This window comes from uncultured Roseovarius sp. (assembly GCF_947489715.1).
Classification (GTDB): Bacteria; Pseudomonadota; Alphaproteobacteria; order Rhodobacterales; family Rhodobacteraceae; genus Roseovarius.
Genome location: NZ_CANLER010000001.1, coordinates 699,859 through 721,032 on the forward strand (window position 1 = coordinate 699,859; position 21,174 = coordinate 721,032).

23 protein-coding genes are annotated in these 21,174 nt (G+C 60.4%); 20 read left to right on the forward strand and 3 right to left on the reverse strand.

The window, feature by feature from the left end:
• The first annotated feature begins 207 nt into the window (after nucleotides 1–207).
• From Q1B27_RS03470 to Q1B27_RS03480, 3 genes are all read left to right on the forward strand, one after another.
• Entirely contained in the window at nucleotides 208–693 is a 486-nt protein-coding gene (locus Q1B27_RS03470; RefSeq protein WP_299843646.1) for a flavodoxin family protein, read from the forward strand.
• A gap of 155 nt (nucleotides 694–848) precedes the next feature.
• Nucleotides 849–1,037, forward strand: coding sequence for a hypothetical protein (locus Q1B27_RS03475; RefSeq protein WP_299843649.1), 189 nt, complete (start codon nucleotides 849–851; stop codon nucleotides 1,035–1,037).
• The gene (locus tag Q1B27_RS03480; RefSeq protein WP_299844873.1) at nucleotides 1,038–2,846 is read left to right on the forward strand and encodes a DUF3857 domain-containing transglutaminase family protein; all 1,809 of its coding nucleotides are present in this window, start codon (nucleotides 1,038–1,040) and stop codon (nucleotides 2,844–2,846) included.
• A gap of 93 nt (nucleotides 2,847–2,939) precedes the next feature.
• Here Q1B27_RS03480 and acnA read toward each other — a convergent pair whose 3' ends face one another.
• Nucleotides 2,940–5,627: an aconitate hydratase AcnA gene (gene acnA / locus Q1B27_RS03485; protein WP_299843652.1), complete on the reverse strand. Its 2,688-nt coding sequence runs from the start codon at nucleotides 5,625–5,627 to the stop codon at nucleotides 2,940–2,942.
• 222 nt (nucleotides 5,628–5,849) lie between these two features.
• On the opposite strand from acnA, the gene Q1B27_RS03490 reads away from it, so the two are divergent.
• Complete coding sequence (locus tag Q1B27_RS03490; RefSeq protein ID WP_299843655.1) at nucleotides 5,850–6,545, forward strand: thioredoxin family protein; 696 nt, start codon at nucleotides 5,850–5,852, stop codon at nucleotides 6,543–6,545.
• Between the two features lie 131 nt (nucleotides 6,546–6,676).
• Here Q1B27_RS03490 and Q1B27_RS03495 read toward each other — a convergent pair whose 3' ends face one another.
• Nucleotides 6,677–7,852 carry a MalY/PatB family protein gene (locus tag Q1B27_RS03495; RefSeq protein ID WP_299843658.1) on the reverse strand — a complete coding sequence of 392 codons (1,176 nt, stop codon included), beginning with the start codon at nucleotides 7,850–7,852 and terminating at the stop codon, nucleotides 6,677–6,679.
• A 121-nt stretch (nucleotides 7,853–7,973) separates the two neighbouring features.
• Between Q1B27_RS03495 and def (Q1B27_RS03500) the strand changes: the two genes are divergently transcribed.
• The 5 genes from def (Q1B27_RS03500) to Q1B27_RS03520 are packed head-to-tail and all read left to right on the forward strand — an operon-like array spanning nucleotide 7,974 to nucleotide 10,418.
• On the forward strand, nucleotides 7,974–8,492 hold the full coding sequence (gene def, locus Q1B27_RS03500) for a peptide deformylase (protein WP_299843661.1): 519 nt from the start codon (nucleotides 7,974–7,976) through the stop codon (nucleotides 8,490–8,492).
• A complete protein-coding gene (def, locus tag Q1B27_RS03505) occupies nucleotides 8,489–8,983 on the forward strand; it encodes a peptide deformylase (RefSeq protein WP_299843664.1) in 495 nt (164 codons plus the stop codon). Before def (Q1B27_RS03500) ends, def (Q1B27_RS03505) begins: the two co-directional genes overlap by 4 nt.
• Before the next feature lie 28 nt (nucleotides 8,984–9,011).
• Nucleotides 9,012–9,917 carry a methionyl-tRNA formyltransferase gene (gene fmt, locus Q1B27_RS03510; protein WP_299843667.1) on the forward strand — a complete coding sequence of 302 codons (906 nt, stop codon included), beginning with the start codon at nucleotides 9,012–9,014 and terminating at the stop codon, nucleotides 9,915–9,917.
• Nucleotides 9,918–9,927: 10 nt separating this feature from the next.
• Nucleotides 9,928–10,170: a hypothetical protein gene (locus Q1B27_RS03515; protein WP_299843670.1), complete on the forward strand. Its 243-nt coding sequence runs from the start codon at nucleotides 9,928–9,930 to the stop codon at nucleotides 10,168–10,170.
• 11 nt (nucleotides 10,171–10,181) lie between these two features.
• The gene (locus Q1B27_RS03520) at nucleotides 10,182–10,418 is read left to right on the forward strand and encodes a GlsB/YeaQ/YmgE family stress response membrane protein (RefSeq protein ID WP_299843673.1); all 237 of its coding nucleotides are present in this window, start codon (nucleotides 10,182–10,184) and stop codon (nucleotides 10,416–10,418) included.
• A 100-nt stretch (nucleotides 10,419–10,518) separates the two neighbouring features.
• Here Q1B27_RS03520 and Q1B27_RS03525 read toward each other — a convergent pair whose 3' ends face one another.
• On the reverse strand, nucleotides 10,519–11,370 hold the full coding sequence (locus Q1B27_RS03525; protein ID WP_299843676.1) for a LysR family transcriptional regulator: 852 nt from the start codon (nucleotides 11,368–11,370) through the stop codon (nucleotides 10,519–10,521).
• 134 nt (nucleotides 11,371–11,504) lie between these two features.
• Between Q1B27_RS03525 and Q1B27_RS03530 the strand changes: the two genes are divergently transcribed.
• From Q1B27_RS03530 to Q1B27_RS03580, 11 genes are all read left to right on the forward strand, one after another.
• Nucleotides 11,505–12,983 carry an aldehyde dehydrogenase gene (locus tag Q1B27_RS03530; RefSeq protein WP_299843678.1) on the forward strand — a complete coding sequence of 493 codons (1,479 nt, stop codon included), beginning with the start codon at nucleotides 11,505–11,507 and terminating at the stop codon, nucleotides 12,981–12,983.
• Nucleotides 12,984–13,000: 17 nt separating this feature from the next.
• Nucleotides 13,001–14,059, forward strand: coding sequence for an LLM class flavin-dependent oxidoreductase (locus tag Q1B27_RS03535; RefSeq protein WP_299843680.1), 1,059 nt, complete (start codon nucleotides 13,001–13,003; stop codon nucleotides 14,057–14,059).
• Nucleotides 14,049–14,645, forward strand: coding sequence for an amino acid synthesis family protein (locus Q1B27_RS03540; protein WP_299843683.1), 597 nt, complete (start codon nucleotides 14,049–14,051; stop codon nucleotides 14,643–14,645). The genes Q1B27_RS03535 and Q1B27_RS03540 overlap by 11 nt, the downstream gene beginning before the upstream one ends.
• Nucleotides 14,646–15,440 carry an alpha/beta hydrolase gene (locus Q1B27_RS03545; protein WP_299843686.1) on the forward strand — a complete coding sequence of 265 codons (795 nt, stop codon included), beginning with the start codon at nucleotides 14,646–14,648 and terminating at the stop codon, nucleotides 15,438–15,440. It begins immediately after the preceding gene.
• Nucleotides 15,441–15,494: 54 nt separating this feature from the next.
• Complete coding sequence (locus tag Q1B27_RS03550; RefSeq protein WP_299843689.1) at nucleotides 15,495–17,183, forward strand: thiamine pyrophosphate-binding protein; 1,689 nt, start codon at nucleotides 15,495–15,497, stop codon at nucleotides 17,181–17,183.
• Nucleotides 17,184–17,208: 25 nt separating this feature from the next.
• Nucleotides 17,209–17,637: a GNAT family N-acetyltransferase gene (locus Q1B27_RS03555; protein ID WP_299844876.1), complete on the forward strand. Its 429-nt coding sequence runs from the start codon at nucleotides 17,209–17,211 to the stop codon at nucleotides 17,635–17,637.
• A 78-nt stretch (nucleotides 17,638–17,715) separates the two neighbouring features.
• Nucleotides 17,716–18,555, forward strand: a complete 840-nt coding sequence (locus tag Q1B27_RS03560) for a TauD/TfdA family dioxygenase (RefSeq protein WP_299843692.1) — start codon at nucleotides 17,716–17,718, stop codon at nucleotides 18,553–18,555.
• A complete protein-coding gene (locus Q1B27_RS03565) occupies nucleotides 18,552–18,917 on the forward strand; it encodes a carboxymuconolactone decarboxylase family protein (protein WP_299843695.1) in 366 nt (121 codons plus the stop codon). The genes Q1B27_RS03560 and Q1B27_RS03565 overlap by 4 nt, the downstream gene beginning before the upstream one ends.
• Nucleotides 18,918–19,014: 97 nt before the next feature.
• Nucleotides 19,015–19,431, forward strand: a complete 417-nt coding sequence (locus Q1B27_RS03570) for a translation initiation factor 2 (RefSeq protein ID WP_299843698.1) — start codon at nucleotides 19,015–19,017, stop codon at nucleotides 19,429–19,431.
• Between the two features lie 124 nt (nucleotides 19,432–19,555).
• Nucleotides 19,556–20,188, forward strand: coding sequence for an XRE family transcriptional regulator (locus Q1B27_RS03575; protein ID WP_299843701.1), 633 nt, complete (start codon nucleotides 19,556–19,558; stop codon nucleotides 20,186–20,188).
• A gap of 89 nt (nucleotides 20,189–20,277) precedes the next feature.
• Nucleotides 20,278–21,174 carry a glutamine amidotransferase family protein gene (locus tag Q1B27_RS03580; protein ID WP_299843704.1) on the forward strand — a complete coding sequence of 299 codons (897 nt, stop codon included), beginning with the start codon at nucleotides 20,278–20,280 and terminating at the stop codon, nucleotides 21,172–21,174.

Here is a 21,174-nt window from a genome sequence, read left to right on the forward strand (position 1 = left end):
CAGGTACCAGTGCCGCTTTGAAACGGCGGCGCATGTCGCTGACCGGTGGCAGGGCGGCGGTCGATTTGCTAGTCCTGACCCATGTGGACATAAAACATGTGAACCAAAAACGCATTGGATCAGACCAAAAAGACGCCCGTTGGCGACGGATAGAAGCAGATAAGATGGATTTGCAGCCAGCGGATCAGTGAACCGGCATGAGGTGAAATGGCAGAGCTTTTGATCGTATATCACTCGAAAACCGGCGGGAGCCGACAGATGGCCGAGGCGACGGCAGCGGCGGCGCAGGACGAAGGGGCCGTGACGCTGAAACGCGCCGATCAGGCGGGGCCAGGGGATCTGCTGAATGCGGATGGCTATATCTTTTGTGCGCCCGAGAATCTGGCGGCGATTGCCGGGGTGATGAAGGATTTCTTTGACCGGTGTTACTATCCCGTGCTGGGGCGGATCGAGGGCCGGCCTTATGCCCAGATGGTCTGTGCCGGGTCGGATGGCGAAAACGCAGTGCGCCAGATCGCACGGATCGCCCAGGGGTGGCGGTTGCGCGAGGTTCAGGCACCGCTGATCATCTGCACCCATGCGCAGACGCCCGAGCAGATATTGGCGGAAAAGACGATCCCCGAGGCGGAACTGGAGCAGTGCCGGGCGTTGGGGATGGCGCTGGCCGCGGGGCTGAACATGGGCGCGTTCTGATCGCCGTTTCCGGTACTGCCCGGTCTTGCCCGAAACACGGTTCTTGCGGCGACAATCCGAGGCTCAATCCTTGATTGTTTCACCCGGTGCTTGCGTGTTGCACAAACGGGCCGCCGTCGCTAGTTTTCTTACCCATATGGAACAAGGAAATATGTGTGTTGATTAGGTTTTTCTGGTCATTTGTTTGGTTGACCGCGTTTTGCCTGCCCGGCGCGGCGCAGGAAATTTCCGACTATCTTGTCAAGCAACAGCACCCCGCATGGGTTGTGCTGGCGCAGGAGGGCGATTTTGGACCCGAAGCCGACACACCCGATCCGGTAGAATACCTGTTGGTGGATCGGTAGATCCGTGCCGGAGAGGCGGAGACCGACGCCTATTTCCGCCTTGCCACGCGGTTGAACAATTCTGTCGCGGTTGAGGGCAATTCGACGATCACGGCGACATTCGATCCGGAATACCAGCGCGTGATCTTTCATACCATCCGGGTGTTGCGCGGTGCCGAGATGCGCGATCTGCTGAGCGATGCCGCGTTCGACCTTTACCGCGCCGAGACCGAGCGGGATCGGCTGATCTATAATGGCACCCTGGAGCTTTCCTATATCCTGCCGGATTTGCGGGTGGGGGATGTGGTGGATTATTCCTATAGTATCGTCGGTAAGAACCCGGCCATGGGGCCGCATTTTTCGGATGCGGTGCAGCAGCAATATGGCGTACCGATGAAATCCTGGCGCAACCGTCTGCTGTTTCCGCAGGGCTACGACATCCACCTGAAGACCTTTAGCGGGGCGATGGCGCCCGAGGTGAGCGTCGAGGGGGCGCATGATGTCTATACTTGGCAGGACAGGGATGTGCCTGCGTTGCAGGTCGAGGGTAGTCTGCCGCCGGGCACGCTGAGCTTTCCGCAGACCCAGGTGAGCAGTTTTGACAGTTGGGCGGCGGTTGGACGATATTTTGCGCCTTACTTTGATGTCAGCGGACCGAAGTCCGAGGCGATTGCCCGCGTCGCGAGCAACATCCGCGAGTCCCATGCCAGCGAGGCCGCGCGGTTGCGGGCAGCGCTTGGGTTCGTGCAGCGCGAGGTGCGCTATCTGGGGATCGAACTGGGGGCAGGTGGCTATATCCCGCGTCCGGCGGGGCAGGTACTGGCGCGGCGGTTTGGCGATTGCAAGGATATGGTTGTGTTGCTGACCAGCCTGCTGGATGCACTGGATATCGAGGCGGCGCCGCTTTTGGTGAATTCGGATTTACGGGGCGCGGTGCAGAAGCTTGCCCCCACATACGAGGCATTTGATCACGTGATCGTCGCGGCCAAGATTGGCGGCCAGACGTATTTCCTTGATCCGACACGCGGCGAGCAGCTTGGCGATCTGGAGCATCTGCAACAGGGGAGGTTCGGCAAGGGGGTCGTGATTTCGGCGCAAAGCCCCGGCATGATTGAGGCGGATGGGCCACTGCCGCCATTCTACAAGAGTTTCAAGGACCGCTATGTGCCGTTGCCGGACTGGGGAACGATGCGGCTGATCAGCCTGTCCGAATATCACATGGGTGAGGCTGACAATATCGCCAATTGGATCAAATCAGCCGGGCTGAAGGGTGTTGAGCGGAGTTTCCTGGAATATTATCAGGGCATCTATAAGGGGTTGCAGCAGACCGGGCCGCTGAAGCTGGAGATGGACGAAGATGACGCCACGATCCGGCTGACCGCGGATTACATTATTCCCGCCGCCTGGACCCATGATCAGGATGAGCCTGCGATCCGCCGATTCTGGGTTGAACCGCATGGGTTTTTCGATCAGGTGCCGGATTTCGACAATACCACCCGCAAGAGCGCGCATGTGATCGCGCATCCGGTCCGGGTCCGGCATGATGTCGAAGTGCTGCTGGACGACAGCTGGCAGGATGAGAATATCGAGGAAAGCTATGATCATCCGGCGTTCAGCTTTGATGTGAAACACGGGTTCAAGGACGGTATCCTGTCGCGGCAGTATACCTATGTCACCAAGACCAACCGGGTCGAACCCGAGGATTTCCGGGCCAGCAAGGAAACGCTGGATCACGTCCGGTCAGTTTCGCAGACCGAGCTGGCGGAAAATACCCTGGGCGATGGCAGCCTCGGCAGCAATCTGCGCGGTATTTTCACGGGAAAATTCTGAAACAGCTTTCGGGCTTTTACCCGATCATCAGGTCCGCAAATGAAAACGGCCCCGCGATCGGGGGCCGTTTACTGACTGTGGGGCAGGCTGGGTTCAGGCCGCTTTGGCAAGATTCCTGAGCACGTAATGCAGCACGCCGCCATGTTTGATGTAGTCGATCTCGATCGCCGTATCGATCCGGCATTTGAGCGTGATCTCCTTGGTCGAGCCGTCCGCCATCTTGATGGTGCAGGGCACCTCTTGCAGCGGTTTCACGTCATCGAGACCCGAGATCGAAACCTCCTCTTCGCCGGTCAGGCCGAGCGAGGAGCGGGTATCGCCGCCGGTGAATTCGAACGGAATCACGCCCATGCCCACGAGGTTCGACCGGTGGATACGTTCGAAATTCTCGGCGATCACCGCCTTGACGCCCAGCAGGGCCGTGCCCTTGGCCGCCCAGTCGCGGCTGGAGCCCGCACCGTATTGTTCACCGCCGAACACGACCAGCGGCGTGCCCTGATCCTGATAGGCCATCGCGGCCTCGTAGATCGAGGTTTGCTTGCCATCGGGGCCCTTGGTGTAACCGCCTTCGACACCGTCCAGCATCTCGTTCTTTATGCGGATATTGGCGAAGGTGCCGCGCATCATCACCTCGTGGTTGCCGCGACGGCTGCCATAGGAGTTGAATTCGCGCACGGGCACCTGACGGTCGACAAGGTACTGACCGGCGGGCGTGCTTTCCTTGAACGAGCCTGCGGGCGAGATGTGGTCGGTGGTGACCATGTCGCCCAACAGGGCCAGAACACGGGCGCCGTTGATGTTCGAAATCTCGCCGGGGTCTTTCGACATGTTCCGGAAGTAGGGCGGGTTCTGCACATAGGTCGATTGTGGTGGCCAGTCATAGGTTTCGCCCTCGGAAGTCTCAACCGACTGCCATTTGTCGTCGCCCTTGAAAACATCGGCATATTTCGATTGGAACGCTTCGCGGGTAACGGTGCGTTCGACCAGTTCTGCGATCTCGCTTGCCGTGGGCCAGATGTCTTTGAGGTAGACATCCTTGCCGTCGGGCGTTTGGGCAATCGGGTCGGTGGCGAGGTTGATATCCATCGTGCCGGCCAGCGCGTAGGCCACTACCAGCGGCGGGGAGGCCAGGTAGTTGGCGCGCACATCCGGGCTGATCCGGCCTTCGAAGTTGCGGTTGCCCGACAGCACCGACGTGGCGACCAGATCGCCCTCGGCAATCGCCTCGGAAAGCTCCTTCTGAATCGGGCCAGAGTTGCCGATGCAGGTGGTGCAGCCATAACCCACGAGGTTGAAGCCGATCTTGTCGAGATCCTCTTGCAGGCCCGCGGCCTCAAGATAATGCGACACGACTTGCGAGCCGGGGGCCAGAGAGGTCTTGACCCAAGGCTTGCGATCCAGGCCCAAGGCGGCGGCCTTGCGCGCCACAAGGCCCGCGCCAATCATCACGTAAGGGTTCGACGTGTTGGTGCAGGAGGTGATCGAGGCGATAACCACATCGCCGGACGACAGGGTGTAATCTTCGCCCGCGACGGTCACTTCCTTGTCCATCGGACGTTTGAAGGTTTCTTCCATTTCGCGGCGGAAGGCGGGTTTTGCATCGGTCAGTGCCACGTAATCCTGCGGGCGTTTGGGGCCCGAGATGGCCGGGACGATGGTGCCCATGTCCAGATGCAGCGTGTCGGTATAGACCGGGGCGTAATCCGCATCGCGCCAGAAACCGTTTTCCTTGGCATAGGCTTCGACCAGCGCGATGCGGTCTTCGTCGCGGCCGGTATTGCGCAGGTAGCGCAGGGTTTCATCATCGATCGGGAAGAAACCACAGGTGGCACCGTATTCGGGCGCCATGTTGGCGATGGTGGCACGGTCGGCAAGGGGCAGGTTGTCCAGACCCTTGCCGTAGAATTCGACGAATTTGCTGACCACGCCTTTTTCGCGCAGCATCTCGACCACTTTCAGCACCAGGTCGGTGCCGGTTGTGCCCTCGACCATCTGCCCGGTCAGCTCAAAGCCCACAACCTCGGGAATGAGCATGGAAATCGGTTGGCCCAGCATGGCGGCTTCGGCCTCGATCCCGCCGACGCCCCAGCCCAGAACGGCAGCACCGTTGACCATGGTGGTGTGGCTGTCGGTGCCCACCAGAGTATCGGGATAGGCGACCTCATCCCCGTTCTGGTCAGTGTCGGTCCAGACGGTCTGGGCCAGGTATTCAAGATTGACCTGGTGGCAGATGCCGGTGCCGGGCGGGACAACGCGGAAATTATTGAACGCACCCTGACCCCATTTCAGGAACTGGTAGCGTTCCATGTTGCGTTCATATTCGCGGTCCACGTTCATCTGGAAGGCGCGAGGGTTGCCGAATTCGTCAATCATCACCGAGTGGTCGATCACGAGGTCGACCGGGTTCAGCGGGTTGATCTGCTGGGCGTCGCCGCCAAGGGCCACGATCCCGTCGCGCATCGCGGCAAGGTCCACAACTGCGGGCACGCCGGTGAAATCCTGCATCAGCACGCGGGCAGGGCGGTAGGAAATTTCACGCGGGTTCTTGCCGCCTTGCACGGCCCATTCGGAAAACGCCTTGATGTCATCGGTGGTGACGGTGTTGCCATCTTCGAACCGCAGCATGTTTTCCAGCACCACCTTGAGCGCGGCGGGCAGGCGCGAGAAATCGCCTAGTCCCGCAGCTTCGGCGGCGGCGATGGAATAATACGAGACTGACGCACCATTCACGCTGAGGGTTTTACGGGTTTTGGCTGTATCCTGTCCGACGACAATAGGCATCCGGGCCATCCTTTCGAAGAGAGTGCAGAGAAACTTGCCCCGCTTCTGACCGATTTGGCTGAAGCGATCAAGAGGTGTAACGATCTTTTTGTATACTATTGCACACAATGCATCAATATTTCAAGTTTCACGGTTCTCTCGCGAAACCTTGATTGGTCATTGAACGTGTTGTTCCGTAGATAAGTTCCCACCGGAACGGATGAAACACTCGGAAAGTAGAAGATGCGTAGAATAGTAACCCTGTTGGCCGCAGCGATGATGCTGGCAAGCCCTGTCGCCGCCCAGAACGATCCCGTTGTCATCGAACTCTATACTTCGCAGGGATGTTCGTCCTGCCCGCCAGCAGATGCCTTCCTGCACGAACTTGCCGCGCGCGATGATGTCATCCCGCTGGCGCTGCATGTGGATTACTGGGATTACATCGGTTGGAAGGACATTTTCGGCAGTGCCGAGAATACCAAGCGGCAGCGCGCCTATGCCCGCGCCGGGGGCCGCAGGATGATCTATACGCCGCAGATGATCATCAACGGTCGGGATCACGTGGTAGGCAATCGTCCGCGCGATGTAGTCGATCTGATCAAGAAGCACAAAGCTGCCGCGCCCTATGTCAAGCTGAGCGTTCAGCGTCAGGGCAACACGCTGCAAATTCGCGGACAGGCGGAAAAGCCGCTGAAAGATGACCTGACGGTTCAGGTGATCCGGTACAAACCCAAATCGACCGTCGCGATCAAGCGCGGTGAAAATGCCGGGCGTACATTGGATTACGCGAATGTCGTGACCGACCTGACGGTAATCGGCGAATGGGATACAAGCAAACCCTTGTCGATGAACACCAAGGTGAAGGGCGATGCGCCGATCGTGGTTTTGTTACAGCACCAGGGTCTGGGGCCAGTCGCGGCAGTGGCGCGGGTGAAGTAACCTGCATTCAGCAAGATTTTGATTGGGCGAGGCAGAAACAGCCTCGCCCTTTTAATTTTGGTGATGCTGGCACTGGGGGTGGCGCTGATCAGGGAAAGCGGCGTGTGCCACTCTCCGTCCGGTCTGGTGGGTTATTGCAGGTCGGAAAACGCCTGCTGCAACCGCTCGACCGCCTCGGTGACACGGGCGCGCGGTGTGCCGATATTGAACCGCAGGAAGCTTTCGCCGCCCGTGCCGAATTCAGCACCGACGGAAGGCGCGATGCGGGCATCCTGACGGACGCGGCGGATCACCTCGGACATCTCCATGCCGGTATTGGTGAAATCGACCCATGTCAGGTAGGTCGATTGCATCGGCATCGGCGTGACACCGGGAATCTGCGCCATGCCGTCCAGAAACACCCGGCTATTTTCGGCCAGATAGGGGCGCAGATCGTCCAGCCACGCCGCCCCTCGGTCGGAATAGGCGGCCCCGGTCAGGACAACGCCCAGCAGATTGGGGCTGATATCAAGGGCGCGGAACAGCTTGCCGAACCGCGCGCGGAGGTTTTCGTCCGGGATCGAGATTGTGCCCAGGCGGCTACCGGCGATGTTGAAGGTCTTGGAGGCCGAGGTGAGCATGACCAGGCGGTCCAGAACCTCGGGCGCGGCGACGGGCATCGGGACATAGGTTTCGCCCGGATAGATCAGATCGTGGTGGATGTCGTCCGACAGCAGGATCAGGTCGTGGCGCGCGCAGAAGGCGGCCAGCGCGCGCATTTCCTCGGGCGTCCAGATGCGCCCGGCGGGATTATGCGGCGAGCAGAAGATCATCAACTTCTCGCGACCTGTCATCGACGCCTCAAGCGCGGCGAGATCCATGTGGTAGACGCCGTCGCGGATGACCAGCGGGCTTTCCTTCAATGTGCGGCCGGACTTCTTCACCTTGACGGTAAATTCGTGGTAGACGGGGGTGAAAATGATCACCTCGTCCTCGGGCTGTGTCAGCGCCTGAAGGCAGATGCCGATGCCATTTCCCAGACCATAGGTCGAAAACATCGCGGCGGGATCGACCGTCCAGCCATGACGGGTCTGCATCCAGTTGGCGATCTTGTCCTTGAGCGGGTCTTCACCGATGAAATATCCGTAATTGGCCTTGTCGAGCAACCCTTGCGTGGCCTCTTGCAGGAAATCCGGGGCCGCGAAATCCATATCCGCGATCCACATCGCCAGACCATCTTCGGCGGGCACTCCGATCGAAGGCGCTGACATCATATCCCATTTGGTGCAATTGCTGCCGCGGCGGTCGATGATATGGTCGAAACTCATGGGGATCTCCTTGGATGGTCGGGGGCATGCTGCTGGGGATATGCGGGGCGCACGCTAGCGATTTGCCGCCCAAGTGCAAGGGGCGTTGCAGAAGGGCGTTTCATGTCCTAAATCAAGCGCCATGAAGCTGCCTATTCTCATACACCCCGATCCGCGCCTCAAGAAGGTCTGTGCGCCCGTCGACGATCTGTCGGACGAGTTGCGCACGCTGGCCGAAGATATGCTTGAGACGATGTATGATGCGCCGGGCGTCGGCCTTGCGGCCCCGCAGATCGGGGTGCTGAGCCGGTTGATCGTGCTGGATTGCATCAAGGACGAGGAAGAGCCGCCGCGCCCGGTGGTGATGTTCAACCCCGAGGTGGTGGCATCGTCGGACGAAAAGAACGTCTACGAGGAAGGCTGTCTGTCGATCCCCGAGCAATTCGCCGAGGTGACGCGACCCAAAGTGGTGGATGTCCGCTGGATCGGGATGGACGGGAACGAGCATTCCGAGACATTTGACGGGCTCTGGGCCACCTGCGTGCAGCACGAGATCGACCATCTGAACGGCAAGCTTTTCATTGACTATCTTGGTGCGATGAAACGGCAGCTGATCACCCGCAAGATGCAGAAGCTGAAACGCGAAAAGGCGCGGGCTTGAGCGTCCGCCCCTGTCTGCCCTGGCCCGACAAGCGCTTGCGCACGCCGGCTGCGGATGTGGCCGGGATCAGCGATGACATCCGCGGCATATGGGACGACATGATCGACACGATGGAGGCAATGCCCGGTGTCGGGCTGGCCGCCGTTCAGATCGGGGTGATGCAGCGACTGGCGGTGGTCGATGCCAGTGACAGCCGGGGCCAGGCGGTGCGCATGGCCAACCCCGAGGTGCTGCACGCCAGCACACAGCTGCGCGACCACACCGAGGCCAGCCCGAACCTGCCGGGTGTCTCGGCATTGATCAAGCGTCCGCGGGCGGTAACGGTGCGGTTTATGAATGAGGCGGGCGAGATCGAAGAGCGTGATTTCGTCGGGCTCTGGGCCACATCGGTGCAGCACCAGATCGACCATCTGGCCGGGCGGATGTATTTCGATCATCTCAGCAAGGTTAAGCGCGACATGTTGCTGCGCAAGGCAAGGAAGGCGGGCTGAACCCCGCCCTACGGATAAGGGGCAGACGATGCGTGTAATCTTCATGGGAAGTCCCGAGTTTTCGGTGCCGGTGCTGGAGGCGCTGGTGGATGCCGGGCACGAGATCGCCTGTGTCTATTGCCAGCCACCGCGTCCTGCCGGGCGGGGCAAGAAGGATCGACCGACACCGGTGCAAATGCGTGCTGAGGCGTTGGGGTTGCAAGTGCGTCATCCGGTCAGTCTGAAAGGCGCGGCTGAGCAGGCAGACTTTGCGGCATTGCAGGCGGATGTGGCCGTGGTCGTCGCCTACGGGCTGATCCTGCCGCAGGCCGTGCTGGATGCGCCGAAACGCGGATGCCTGAACATTCACGCCTCGCTTTTGCCGCGCTGGCGCGGGGCCGCGCCCATTCACCGCGCGATCATGGCCGGGGATGCCGAGACCGGCGTGTGTATCATGCAGATGGAGGCGGGGCTGGATACCGGGCCGGTCCTGTTGCGCGAGGCGACATCCATCGGGGCAGAGGAGACCACCGGGCAGTTGCATGACAGGCTGTCAGGGCTGGGCGCGGCGGCCATCGTTACGGCGCTGGCGCAACTGGACACATTGACGTCTGACGCGCAGCCCGATGATGGCGTGACCTATGCCGCCAAGATCGACAAGGCTGAGGGGCGGGTCGATTGGGCCTGGACTGCCGTAGAGGTGGACCGGCATATTCGCGGGCTTTCGCCCTTTCCCGGCGCATGGACCGAAGCGGCGGGCCAGCGGGTCAAACTGCTGGCGTCGCGCATCGGGCAGGGCTGTGGCGCACCGGGTCAGGTCATGGATGATGCTCTGACCGTGGCCTGCGGACGCGGGACGGTGCAGGTTTTGCGCTTGCAACGGGCCGGGAAGGCCGCGCAGGATGCGGATGAGTTTTTGCGCGGACTGCCCCTGCCCAAGGGCACCATGCTGTAGGAGAGTGCCGATGTTCTTGATGTTGTTCGGAACGGTCGTGATTGCCGGGATCGTTGGCTATGTCAGCGAAAAGACCGGATTCACGCGCAACGGCTATCTGCCCTCGATCATCATCTGCGTGGGCGGTGCGTTCCTGTTCTATTTCGTGCGGATCATGTTTGGCATCCGCTTCGGCGCGCCGGGGATCGATGCGATCCTGTCGTCGGTCGGGGCGCTGATCATCGTGCCGACCCATTGGCGCGGACGCAGGTAAGGGAGGCGGCAATGGGCGTGATCTGGCTGATTATCATTGGTGCCGCAGCAGGGTTCCTGGCGACGCGCCTGATGCGGATGGAAACCGATATCATCACCACCATCGCCATCGGAATCGGTGGTGCGCTGGTGGGCGGGGTGGTGCTGAACCTGCTTCTGAGGGCGATGGGCATGGCCTCGGGGCTGATCGGGGCGGTGCTGGGATCGTTGCTGCTGATCTGGATCTGGAAGACATATCTTCGCAAATAGGGCTGGCTTTTTTCTCATATCGGTTTTCGGAAGGTGATCCGCAGCGGCAAGTGAAAGGAAATGGTCATTTCCAGTCGTTGCAAAAACACAGAAAGCCTGGCTAGGCGGCGGCGGGCAAGGTGCACAATTCGTCGATCAGCGGGGCAAACCAATGCCAGTTCTGCGCGGCGGTGTCATTCACGATCAGGTTTTTCTTGCGCAGATAGACCGGTGCTTCGGTCAGTTCATGCAAGGTACCTGCGGCCACCAATGGTGCGGCCAGTGCCTGTGGCAGATAAGCCGAGCCACCGCGGCTGAGCAAATATTCCAGTGCCCAGCGTGCGCTGTCGAAACTGACCCGTGCGGTGCCCGCGTCGTGATAGCTTTCGCCGTGGGCGCGGCGGTAATCTTCGCCATGATCGACAAAGATGTATTTCGGGTCGGCCTTGATCGGCGTGTCAGGCTTGTCGGAATAAAGCACCAGTTTCTCGGCCGGCAGCGGATGCACCGTCTGGCTGCCTCGGGCCACGGATTCGTAGGTCAGGATCACGTCGACCAGACCAGAGGCCAGCCATTCCTCAAGGTCGCGGGAATTGCCGTGATGCACCGAGACGGCCATTTCAGGATGGCCCGAAACGACACCGTCAAAAAATGCCTGACCCGGTCCGTGCCAGAGCCCGGTATCGCAGCCAAACGTACAGACCGAGCTGAGCCCTGCCGGCAACCCGGTTTCGTATTTTGCCTGCCGCCAGAGGCCGGTCATTACCCTGGCATAGCGCAGCAGCTTGGTGCCGGCCGGGGTCAGCGTGGTGCCGGATTTCTGCCGGTTGAGCAGGATTTGACCCAGCTCTTCCTCCAGCGTTTTCAGCCGGGCGGTGACGGTGGATTGCGTGACATTCATCTGCTGTGACGCCCGGACAAGGCTGCCGGTTTCCACGATGGCCAGAAAGGTCTGAAGGGAGGTGATGTTCATACGCACGCCTCAAATTCGAATTTCTTGCATTTATCGCACAAAATATTTCGTTTTCAAGAAGTGTTAATTTCTGGCAGGGTGCAATGACAGGAATTTGGCGCGCCTAGTCCGCGCTGCGCGAAAGACAAACAGACATGACAAAAACATATCAGATGCTGATTGGCGGCGCTTGGGTGGATGCCAGCGATGGCGGCACCTTTACCACGTCGAACCCATCCACCGGCGAAGACTGGGCGCAGGTGCCCGAAGCCACCGCCGAGGATGTCGACCGCGCGGTGCGGGCAGCGCATGACGCGTGCTATAACGGCCCCTGGGGGCAGATGACCGCAACCCAGCGGGGCCACTGCCTGCGCCGTCTGGCCGATCTGCTGGCCGAAAACTCGGAATTCTTCGGCGAGGTCGAAACCCGCGATACCGGGAAGATGCTGAAAGAAACCCGCTGGCAATCGAAATACATCGCCGAGTTTCTGCATTTCTATGCCGGTGCTGCCGATAAAGTGCATGGGGAAACCCTGCCGATCGACAAGCCCGACATGTTCGTCTTTACCCAACGTGAACCGCTGGGCGTGATCGCCGCCGTGGTGCCGTGGAACAGCCAGATGTTCCTGACCGCCGTCAAGATCGGACCGGCGCTGGCGGCGGGCAACACCGTAGTGCTGAAAACCAGCGAATTCGCCCCGGCGGTCATTCTGGAATTCGGACAGCTCTTTGCCAAGGCGGGCATTCCCGACGGCGTGATCAACATCGTGACCGGCCATGCGGACCCTTGCGGCAAGGTTCTGACCTCGCACCCGTTGGTGGCGCGGATCTCCTTCACCGGCGGGCCGGTGGCGGCCAAGCATATCCTTCGGAACTCAACCAACAACTTCGCCGAGGTGTCACTGGAACTGGGCGGCAAATCCCCGTTTATCGTCTTCGACGACGCGGATTTGGAAAGCGCCGTCAACGGGTCGGTCTCGGGCATTTTCGCGGCCTCGGGACAGTCTTGCGTCGCCGGGTCGCGCTTGATCGTGCACGAGGATATCGCCGATGAGTTCCTCACCCGGATGGTGAAAATCGCCGAGGCGGCGAAAATCGGCGACCCGATGCTGGACGAAACCGAGATGGGGCCGCTGTGCACCTATGGCCAGCTTGAGAATATCGAACGGCAGGTCGCCCGGGCCGTAGTCGAGGGTGGCAAGGTGCTCTGCGGTGGCAAACGCGCGGCGGGGCAGGGCAGTGACATGTTCTATGAGCCCACGATCATCGACTGCCCCGGCCCGCATCTGGAAATCGTCGATACCGAACTTTTCGGCCCGGTGCTGAGCGTCCTGCGCTTCAGGACCGAAGAAGAGGCACTGCGCCTTGCCAATGACACCGAACATGGGCTGGCGGCGGGTATTTTCACCCGCGATTCAGCACGCGCCTTGCGGATGTCGCGCGCTGTGCGCGCAGGGATCGTCTGGGTGAACACCTACCGTGCGGTATCGCCGATTGCCGAATTCGGCGGCATGAAAAATTCGGGTTACGGCCGTGAAAGCGGGTTCCAGGCACTTTATGACTATACGCGCCCCAAAACGGTGTGGATGAATACCTCATCCGAGCCTTTGGGCAGCCAGTTTGTGGCGCGCTGAGAAAAAGGAGACAGATCATGAAATTCCAACTGGCGATCAATCTGGAGCGGATGGACGATAGCACGGATATGAAGGCCGTGCGCGATCATACGCTGGAAATGGTCAAGATGGCCGATGCGGCCGGGTTCGAGATTGCCTGGGCCGCCGAACATCACGCGATGGAGATGACCATTGCCCCCAACCCGTTCCAGATCCTGACCTGGTGGGGGGAGCACGCGAAAAATATTCGCCTCGGTGTGGGGGTCGTCAACGCGGCCTACTGGCACCCGATCAACCTGGCGGGCGAGGCGGCGTTTCTTGATCTTGTCAGTGACGGCCGCCTGGAATTCGGTATTGGCTCCGGCGCCTATCAGCGCGAGTTTGACCGGATGAAACCGGGATTGGATCAGAAGGACAGCTGGCGCTACATGCAGGAAATGCTGCCCGTGGTGCAGAAACTGTGGGAAGGTGACTACGCCCATAATGGCGAGTTCTGGCATTTCCCGACCGCCACATCCTGCCCCAAACCGGTGCAAAAGGCTGTGCCCGTCTGGGTCGCGGCGCGCGCGCCCATCACCTTTGATTACGCGGTCGAACATGGCTGCAATATCCTCAGCTGGCCGCTGACCATGCCGTTTTCCGAGGCCGAAACCTACCGTGCGCGGCTCGACGATGCGATCGCCAAGCATGATGGTGACTACACCGGCAAATGGGCGGTGATGCGCCACACTGCGGTCTATCAGGATGAAGCCGACCGCAAAGCTGCGATGGATGCCATTCGCGTTCAGCTCAGCCAGTTCGGCAATCTGATGATGAAATCCGGCGATGTGGTCAACGGCTTCCCGGACCGGGTGCCGCTCGACAGTCTCGAAGGCAATGCCCGGGTCGATCCGGAAATGCTGGAAGAAAACCTGATGTTCGGCAGCCCCGCGCAGGTTGTCGAGAAGCTGAGGAAATACGAACAGATCGGCGTCGATGCCTTCCTCTACTATGCCTCGATGGGTATGGATATGGATCAGCAGAAACGCTCTTTGCAGATGTTCATTGATCAGGTCATGCCTGAATTTGCCGAAAAGGAGCTGGCCCATGCCGGTTGAAATCCGCCGTACCCTGACCCTGGTTCAGACCACCTTCAAGGAAGGCTGGAAAGAGGTGGCCGAGCCGACCAAGCTGGTGACCGCGATGGCGATCATCCGTAATCCGTGGTTCGGGCGCGGCCATGTCGAGGATCTGAGCCCGGAGGTCCGTGAGCATGGCCCGGTGCTGGGCAAGCTGCTGACCGAGATGATCCTGAAGGAAACCGGCGGCACGGTCGAAGGCTATGGCAAGGCCTCGGTCGTCGGCATGGGCGGCGAGGTTGAGCATGCGCAGGCGCTGACCCATACACTGTGGTTCGGCAACCAGTATCGCGATGCGGTCAATGCCAAATCCTACCTGGTCTTTTCGAACACGCGCGGCGCGGCGGGCACGTCGCTGATGATCCCGCTGATGGACAAGGATGATGGCGGGCGACGCTCGCATTACCAGACGATCCATACATCCGTGCCGGATGCACCCGCCGAGGATGAGATGATCGTGGCGCTCGGTGCCTCGCTGGGCGGCCATCCGAACCACCGGATCGGCGACCGCTACAAGGATCTTGAGGAAATGGGCCGCGACGTTGACAACCCGGCGGGGGTGTAAATGCCCGTAAGCAAGGCAGGCACGGCCTATGATCTGACCGGCCCCGAAGATGCGCCCGTCGTGGCGATGATCCACGGGCTGGGGTTGACCCGTGCCGCCACGTATCGCGAGATGATCCCGATGCTGGCCGGTCAGTTCCGGGTGCTCAGCTATGATCTTTGCGGTCATGGCGAAAGCGCGTTGCCCCAGGAAACCCCCAGCCTGAACGTGCTCAGCGAGCAGCTGATCGCGTTGATGGACGAGCTGAGGATTGATCGCGCTGCGTTGGTGGGGTTCTCGCTGGGCGGCATGATCAACCGGCGGGTGGCAATGGATCATCCGGATCGCGTTTCGGCGCTTTGCATCCTCAATTCGCCGCATGAGCGCGGTGAAGAACAGCAGAAACTGGTCGAAGATCGCGCACGCGATACCTCTGCGGGTGGTCCGGGAGCGACGATCGACGCGACACTGGAGCGGTGGTTTACCGAAGAGTTCCGTCAGACCCGGCCAGATGTGCTGGCCGAGGTGCGCGATGTGGTGATGGCCAATCATCACGAGAATTACGCGTTGCACCGTTTCGTGCTGGCGGCGGGCGTGGTGGAGCTTATTCGACCCCAGCCGCCGATCACCCACCCGACGCTGATCATAACCTGTGAAAACGACAGCGGTCAGCCCCCGGCGATGAGCCACGCCATCGGGTCCGAGATCGACGGCGCTGGCGTGATCATCCTGCCGGGATTGCAGCATATGGGGCTGGTCGAACGCCCCGACCTCTTTGCCGGGCCGGTAAAAGGGTTTTTGCGGCGGGTTCTGTAGCCCCGCATGGCGGCCACGCCCAAAGCCCAATAAGTTGAAGACAGGAAACGCGACATGAAAAAGATGACAGGTGGTCAGGCAGCGGTCGAGGCGATCCGGGCCGAGGGGACATCCCATGTGTTCGGCCTTATCGGCTCGGCCACGATGGAGATGTTCGACGCGCTTTACGATGCGACCGATATCCAGTTCATCGGTGTGCATGACGAGCGCACCGGCACCCACATGGCAGACGGTTTTGCGCGAATGAGCGGGCAGGCGGGGGTGATCCTTGCCGGTCAGAACGGCCCTGGCGCCACCAATCTGGTGACCGGTCTGGCGCAGGCCAAGGCGGCCTATTCACCGGTGGTCAGCATCGCCGGTGCGCTGGCCAGCGGCCACCGGTATCGTGACGCCTTTCAGGAGGTCGATCAGGATGCGCTCTTCAAGCCGATTACCAAGAAGACCTGGACAGCGACGTCAGCGGATCGCGTGCCCGAGATGCTGCGCGAGGCCTACCGAGAGGCGATGGCTCCGCGCCGCGGTCCGGTGCAGCTCAATCTGCCGCGCGATGTGCTGTCGGCGCAGGCGGAATTCGATGATTTTCAGACCCCGGGGCAATACCGCCCCTTTGCCGCACCCGGTGGCGCCCCGCAAGCAATCGCAGCGGCGGCCAAGCTGCTGGCAAATGCGACACGGCCGGTGATCATCGCCGGTGGTGGCATCAAGAACACCGGCGGTGCGGATCAGTGCATGGCGCTGGCCGAGGCGCTGAATTGCCCGGTTGTCACCTCGCCGGGGCACGGCGATGCGGTGCCTTTCGGGCATCCGTTGAACGCGGGCCAGATGGGGCCGCGCGGTAACATCGTCGCCTCGCGGCTGGTGAAAGAGGCCGATGTGATCCTGGGTTTGGGCACCAGAATTGGCTTTAACGCCACCTTCTATACCTATGATAATATTAACAAAGATGCCAAGATCATCCATGTCGAGATGGAGCCCGCCGCCATCGCCCGCTATTTCCCGGTCGAGATCGGGATCATGGCGGACGCCCCCACGGCGGCGGATCAACTGCGCGAAGCCATCGGCAAGATCAGCGACCGTGCCAGCGCCGAGGTCTGGACCGCGGCGTTCAAGACCGAACGGGCGGCCTTTCTGGCGAAACGCGACGCCGACGCGCAGGTGGATGCGATGCCGATTCACCCCTCGGGCCTGTTCAAGACGCTGCGCGACGTGATGCCCAAGGACGCAGCAGTGACGATGGATGCGGGCACGTTGTGTCTGCAGGCCACCGACGCGCTGAACTACTGGCAGCCCAGGTCGCTCTTTACCCCGCTTGATTTCGGGCTGGTTGGCTTTTCCTTTGCCTGCGGGCTGGGGTTGAAGCTGGCGGCACCGGAACGGCCCATCATTTCGCTCATGGGCGATGGCGGTTTCGGCATGACCGTGTCGGAACTCAGCACAGCGGTCGACTATGGCATAAACACCGTCACCGTGGTGATGAACAACCGTTGCTGGGGGGCTGAGAAAGCCTATCAGCGCGATTTCTTCGGTGAGCGCTATATCGGTGCCGATATCTCAAGCCCGCCCTTCGACAAGCTGGCCGAGCTTTACGGCGCCAAAGGCTATAAGGCCGAAACGCTGGACGAAATGGCGCAGGCGATTGAGGCGGCGCTGGACTGCGGCAAACCTGCGGTTGTTGACGTCAGCGTCGATCCGGCGGCACTCTATTCCTTCAGAAGGGACAGTTTCAAACACCGGGGAGGGTGAAGTGCCTCACGATGTGCGGTTGAAAGTGGTAAAAGCGCCTGCCGATTGGGACGCGTTCCACCGTATTCGGCGCGCTGAATTGTTTACCTCGAAGGGGAAAATGAGCCCTTACGATGAAAATCATGCCGATGACCGAGTACCGGAAAATACGCCCTACCTGTTGGAGGTTGATGGCCAGGCGGTTGGGGTTGCCCGGCTCGACCGTCGGGAAAACATCGGGATCATCAGGTTGGTGGCGATATCTGCGACCCGTCAGGGACAGGGCCTTGGCCGTATTCTGGGCGACCTGCTGGACCGCGAAGCAATGGTAGCGGGGATAGAGGTTTTACGTGTCAACGCCGGCAGAGATGTGGTTGGTTTCTATGAAAGATTGGGATGGAAAGCCGCCCCTTGGGATAAATCGGAGTTGAGAGGTATCGCCGCAAATGCGGTACAAATGCAAAAGCCCCTATGAGGTGGCAGGGCTACCGCGCATGGAGCCGGGCAAAGGGGCTTTGAACTGGGCTGGCATGGCAATTGAGGGTCAGAGGATATGAAAGCACAGAAGATCACACCCGCGATCGGCGCTGAGATTACCGGCGTGGATCTCAGCCAGAAGCTGAGCGATGCAGTGGCCGATGGGCTATATCAGGCGCTTTTGGAACACCAGGTTATCTTCCTGCGCGGCACCGATATTTCTCCGAAAGCCCATATGGCACTGGCGGAAAGCTTCGGACAGATTGATGAGCCGCACCCGCTTTATCCGCATGTCGACGGGTTCGAGCGGATCGTGAAGCTGGAAAATGATAGCGGCGCGCCGCCGGATACCAATAGCTGGCACACGGACCTGACCTTCAAGGCGGTGCAGCCCTTTGCCTCGATCCTCGTGGCGCGGATGGTGCCCGAGGTGGGCGGGGATACGATGTGGTCCAGCAATTATGCCGCCTATGATCGCCTGCCCGAGGGGATGAAAGCCGATCTTGAAGGGCTGGAGGGGATGCATGATATGGGCGATTTTCGCAATTCCTTTGGCACCAGCCCGGAAAAGCTGAACGATGGCATGGCGCGGTTCGGGCATAGCATCCGCCCGCTGATTGGCACCCACCCAGTGACCGGCCGCAAGTTCCTGAATTTCAACGAGGCGTTCGTGACTCATATCCTCGGCCTGCCCACAAATCAGGCCAATGCGCTGAAAACCTGGCTGGCGAACCATATGAACAAGCCCGAGGACCAGATCCGCTGGCGTTGGAAAGCCGGCGACCTGGCGATGTGGGATAACCGCTGCACCATGCATTACGCGGTGGCCGATTACCTGCCGGCCTACCGTTGCATGAACCGCATCACCGTGGTGAAGGATCGCCGCGAAGGCACTGAAATGAAAGTGGCATCATGACCGAAAAAACCTATCCCGCGACCGAAGCACAGCGCCAGACCGATGACTGGAACCCGATGTGGGACATGCTGGCCGAAATGGACCCGGATTACCTTGAGGCGTTCCTGGCCTTTCGTGCGGTGCCACAAAAGCAGGGCCCGCTGCCGCAGAAAACCAAGGAGCTGATTTTCATCGCCATCAACGCCGCCACCACCCATCTCTGGGCGCCCGGCGTGCGGCGTCACATGCAAAACGCCCTGCGCGAAGGGGCCACCAAGGAAGAAATCCTTGAGGTGCTGCAGTTGACGTCGATCATGGGTGTCCATTCGATGGCCCTGGGGGCGCCGATCCTGAACGAGGAATGGGAGAAGGCGCAGAAATAACAGGGTTAATTGGGGATGACGTAGGGTCAGCCCGCGTTGACGCCAGGGCGATGAGGTGACAAGGGGCGCGGGTAATCGGTAAAAGAGAGACCCTCCCATGAAAATTATCCTTCCGCTGGCCCTGACGGGTCTTGTTCTGTCCGGTTGTGCGACCGTGACCCGTGGCAAGAACGAAGATGTGATGTTCACCTCGATGCCTGCGGGCGCGCATGTGACCACCACCAATGGCTATAACTGCACTACGCCCTGCGCGCTGAAGATGAAACGCAAGGACAAGTTCGTCGCCACGTTTGAACGGGATGGCAAGACCCGGCAGGTCCACGTGAAAACCATTGTGGCCGATGGCGGCGGGGCCGCGCTGGTGGGCAACGTGCTGGCGGGCGGTGTGATCGGGATTGGTGTCGATGCCGCCTCGGGCGCGTCACTGAACCATACGCCCAACCCCGTGCATGTCGATTTCACCAGACCGGCGCCAGTGGCAAAGCCCGCTGAAGAAGACGCAGGCACGTCGTAATCGGCCGGGTGGGCGGGGAAGGCGCGATCTTCTCCGCCCGCGGTCCGAATGCACATGACAAGTGCCCGGCAAGGCGTTACCCTGAAAGCGTTTTCAGCCAATAACCCTTGCACGAAGGAAGCACATGGCCAGCGGCAAACTCAGCCAGGACCCGCATAAGGTCAGGGATAAGCGCGAAAAGAACCTTGAGACGGCGATCGGCCGCGAGGTGCGCGATTTCCGCCGTCAGCGCAGCATGACCGTGGCCGATCTGGCCGAGGTGACCGGGTTGTCGGTGGGCATGCTCTCCAAGATCGAAAACGGCGTGACTTCGCCCTCGTTGACCACGCTACAGGCGCTCTCTGCGGCGCTCAGCGTGCCGGTGACGTCGTTCTTTCGCCGGTTCGAGGAGCGGCGCGAGGCGGTGCATGTCAAGGCCGGTGACGCGATCGAGACCGAGCGCGCAGGAACACGTTCAGGCCATCAGTATAATCTGCTGGGGCATCTGGGGGCGAATAACAGCGGTGTGGTGGTCGAGCCCTACATGATCACCCTGACCGAGCAATCCGATATTTTCCCGACCTTCCAGCACGAAGGGATCGAGCTTCTTTATATGCTGGAGGGCGAGGTGGGTTATCGCTACGGCGATCAAAGCTTTCACCTGCGCCCCGGTGACAGCCTGTTTTTCGACGCCGATGAACCGCATGGACCGGATCAACTGATCAAGCTGCCCGCGCGTTATCTTTCGGTGATTTCTTACCCGCAATCCAGCCATTAAATTATTCCTGACAGGAAACATTAATTCTTGAGGTTGAAAAACCTTAAGAGAATCTGTACCCTGTTTCAGAATGATTCATGGAGACGCCAATGTGTGGGATTGTCGGACTATTTCTGAAAGATAAATCGCTGGAGCCCCGTTTGGGCGAAATGCTGACTGAAATGCTGATCACGATGACGGATCGCGGTCCGGACAGCGCCGGGATCGCGGTCTATGGGGACACGCGCGAAGGGCATGCCAAGCTGACCGTGCAGTCGGCGACCCCCGAGGTTGATTTCGATAACCTTGGCAAGGACTTGAGCAGCACAATTGATGCGGATCTGTCGGTCCGCGTGATCGACACCCACGCGGTGATTGATCTGCCCGAGGCCAAGATGGCCGAGGCCCGCGCCGCCCTGAAATCCCTGCGCCCTGACACACGGGTGATGAGCGCCGGGGAAGTCATTGAAATCTACAAGGAAGTCGGCCTGCCCGAGGATGTGGCGCGCCGCTTTGACATTCCCAAGCTGACCGGTACACACGGGATCGGTCACACGCGGATGGCCACGGAATCAGCGGTGACGACGCTAGGCGCGCATCCGTTTTCCACCGGGGCGGATCAATGCCTTGTCCATAACGGCTCGCTCTCCAATCACAACTCGCTGCGCCGCAAGCTGGCGCGCGAAGGGGTGACCGTTGAGACGCTGAACGACACCGAGGTGGCCGCCGCCTATCTGACCTGGAAAATGCAGAACGGCAGCACGCTGGGCGAAGCGCTCGAAAGCGGGTTGGACGATCTGGACGGGTTTTACACTTTCGTGGTGGGCACCAAGGATGGGTTCGGCGTGGTCCGAGACCCGATCGCATGCAAGCCCGCCGTGATGGCCGAAACCGACCAATACGTGGCGTTTGGCAGCGAATACCGCGCGCTGGTCAGCCTGCCGGGCATCGAAGACGCCCGCGTCTGGGAACCTGAACCCGCAACCGTATATTTCTGGAACCATTAA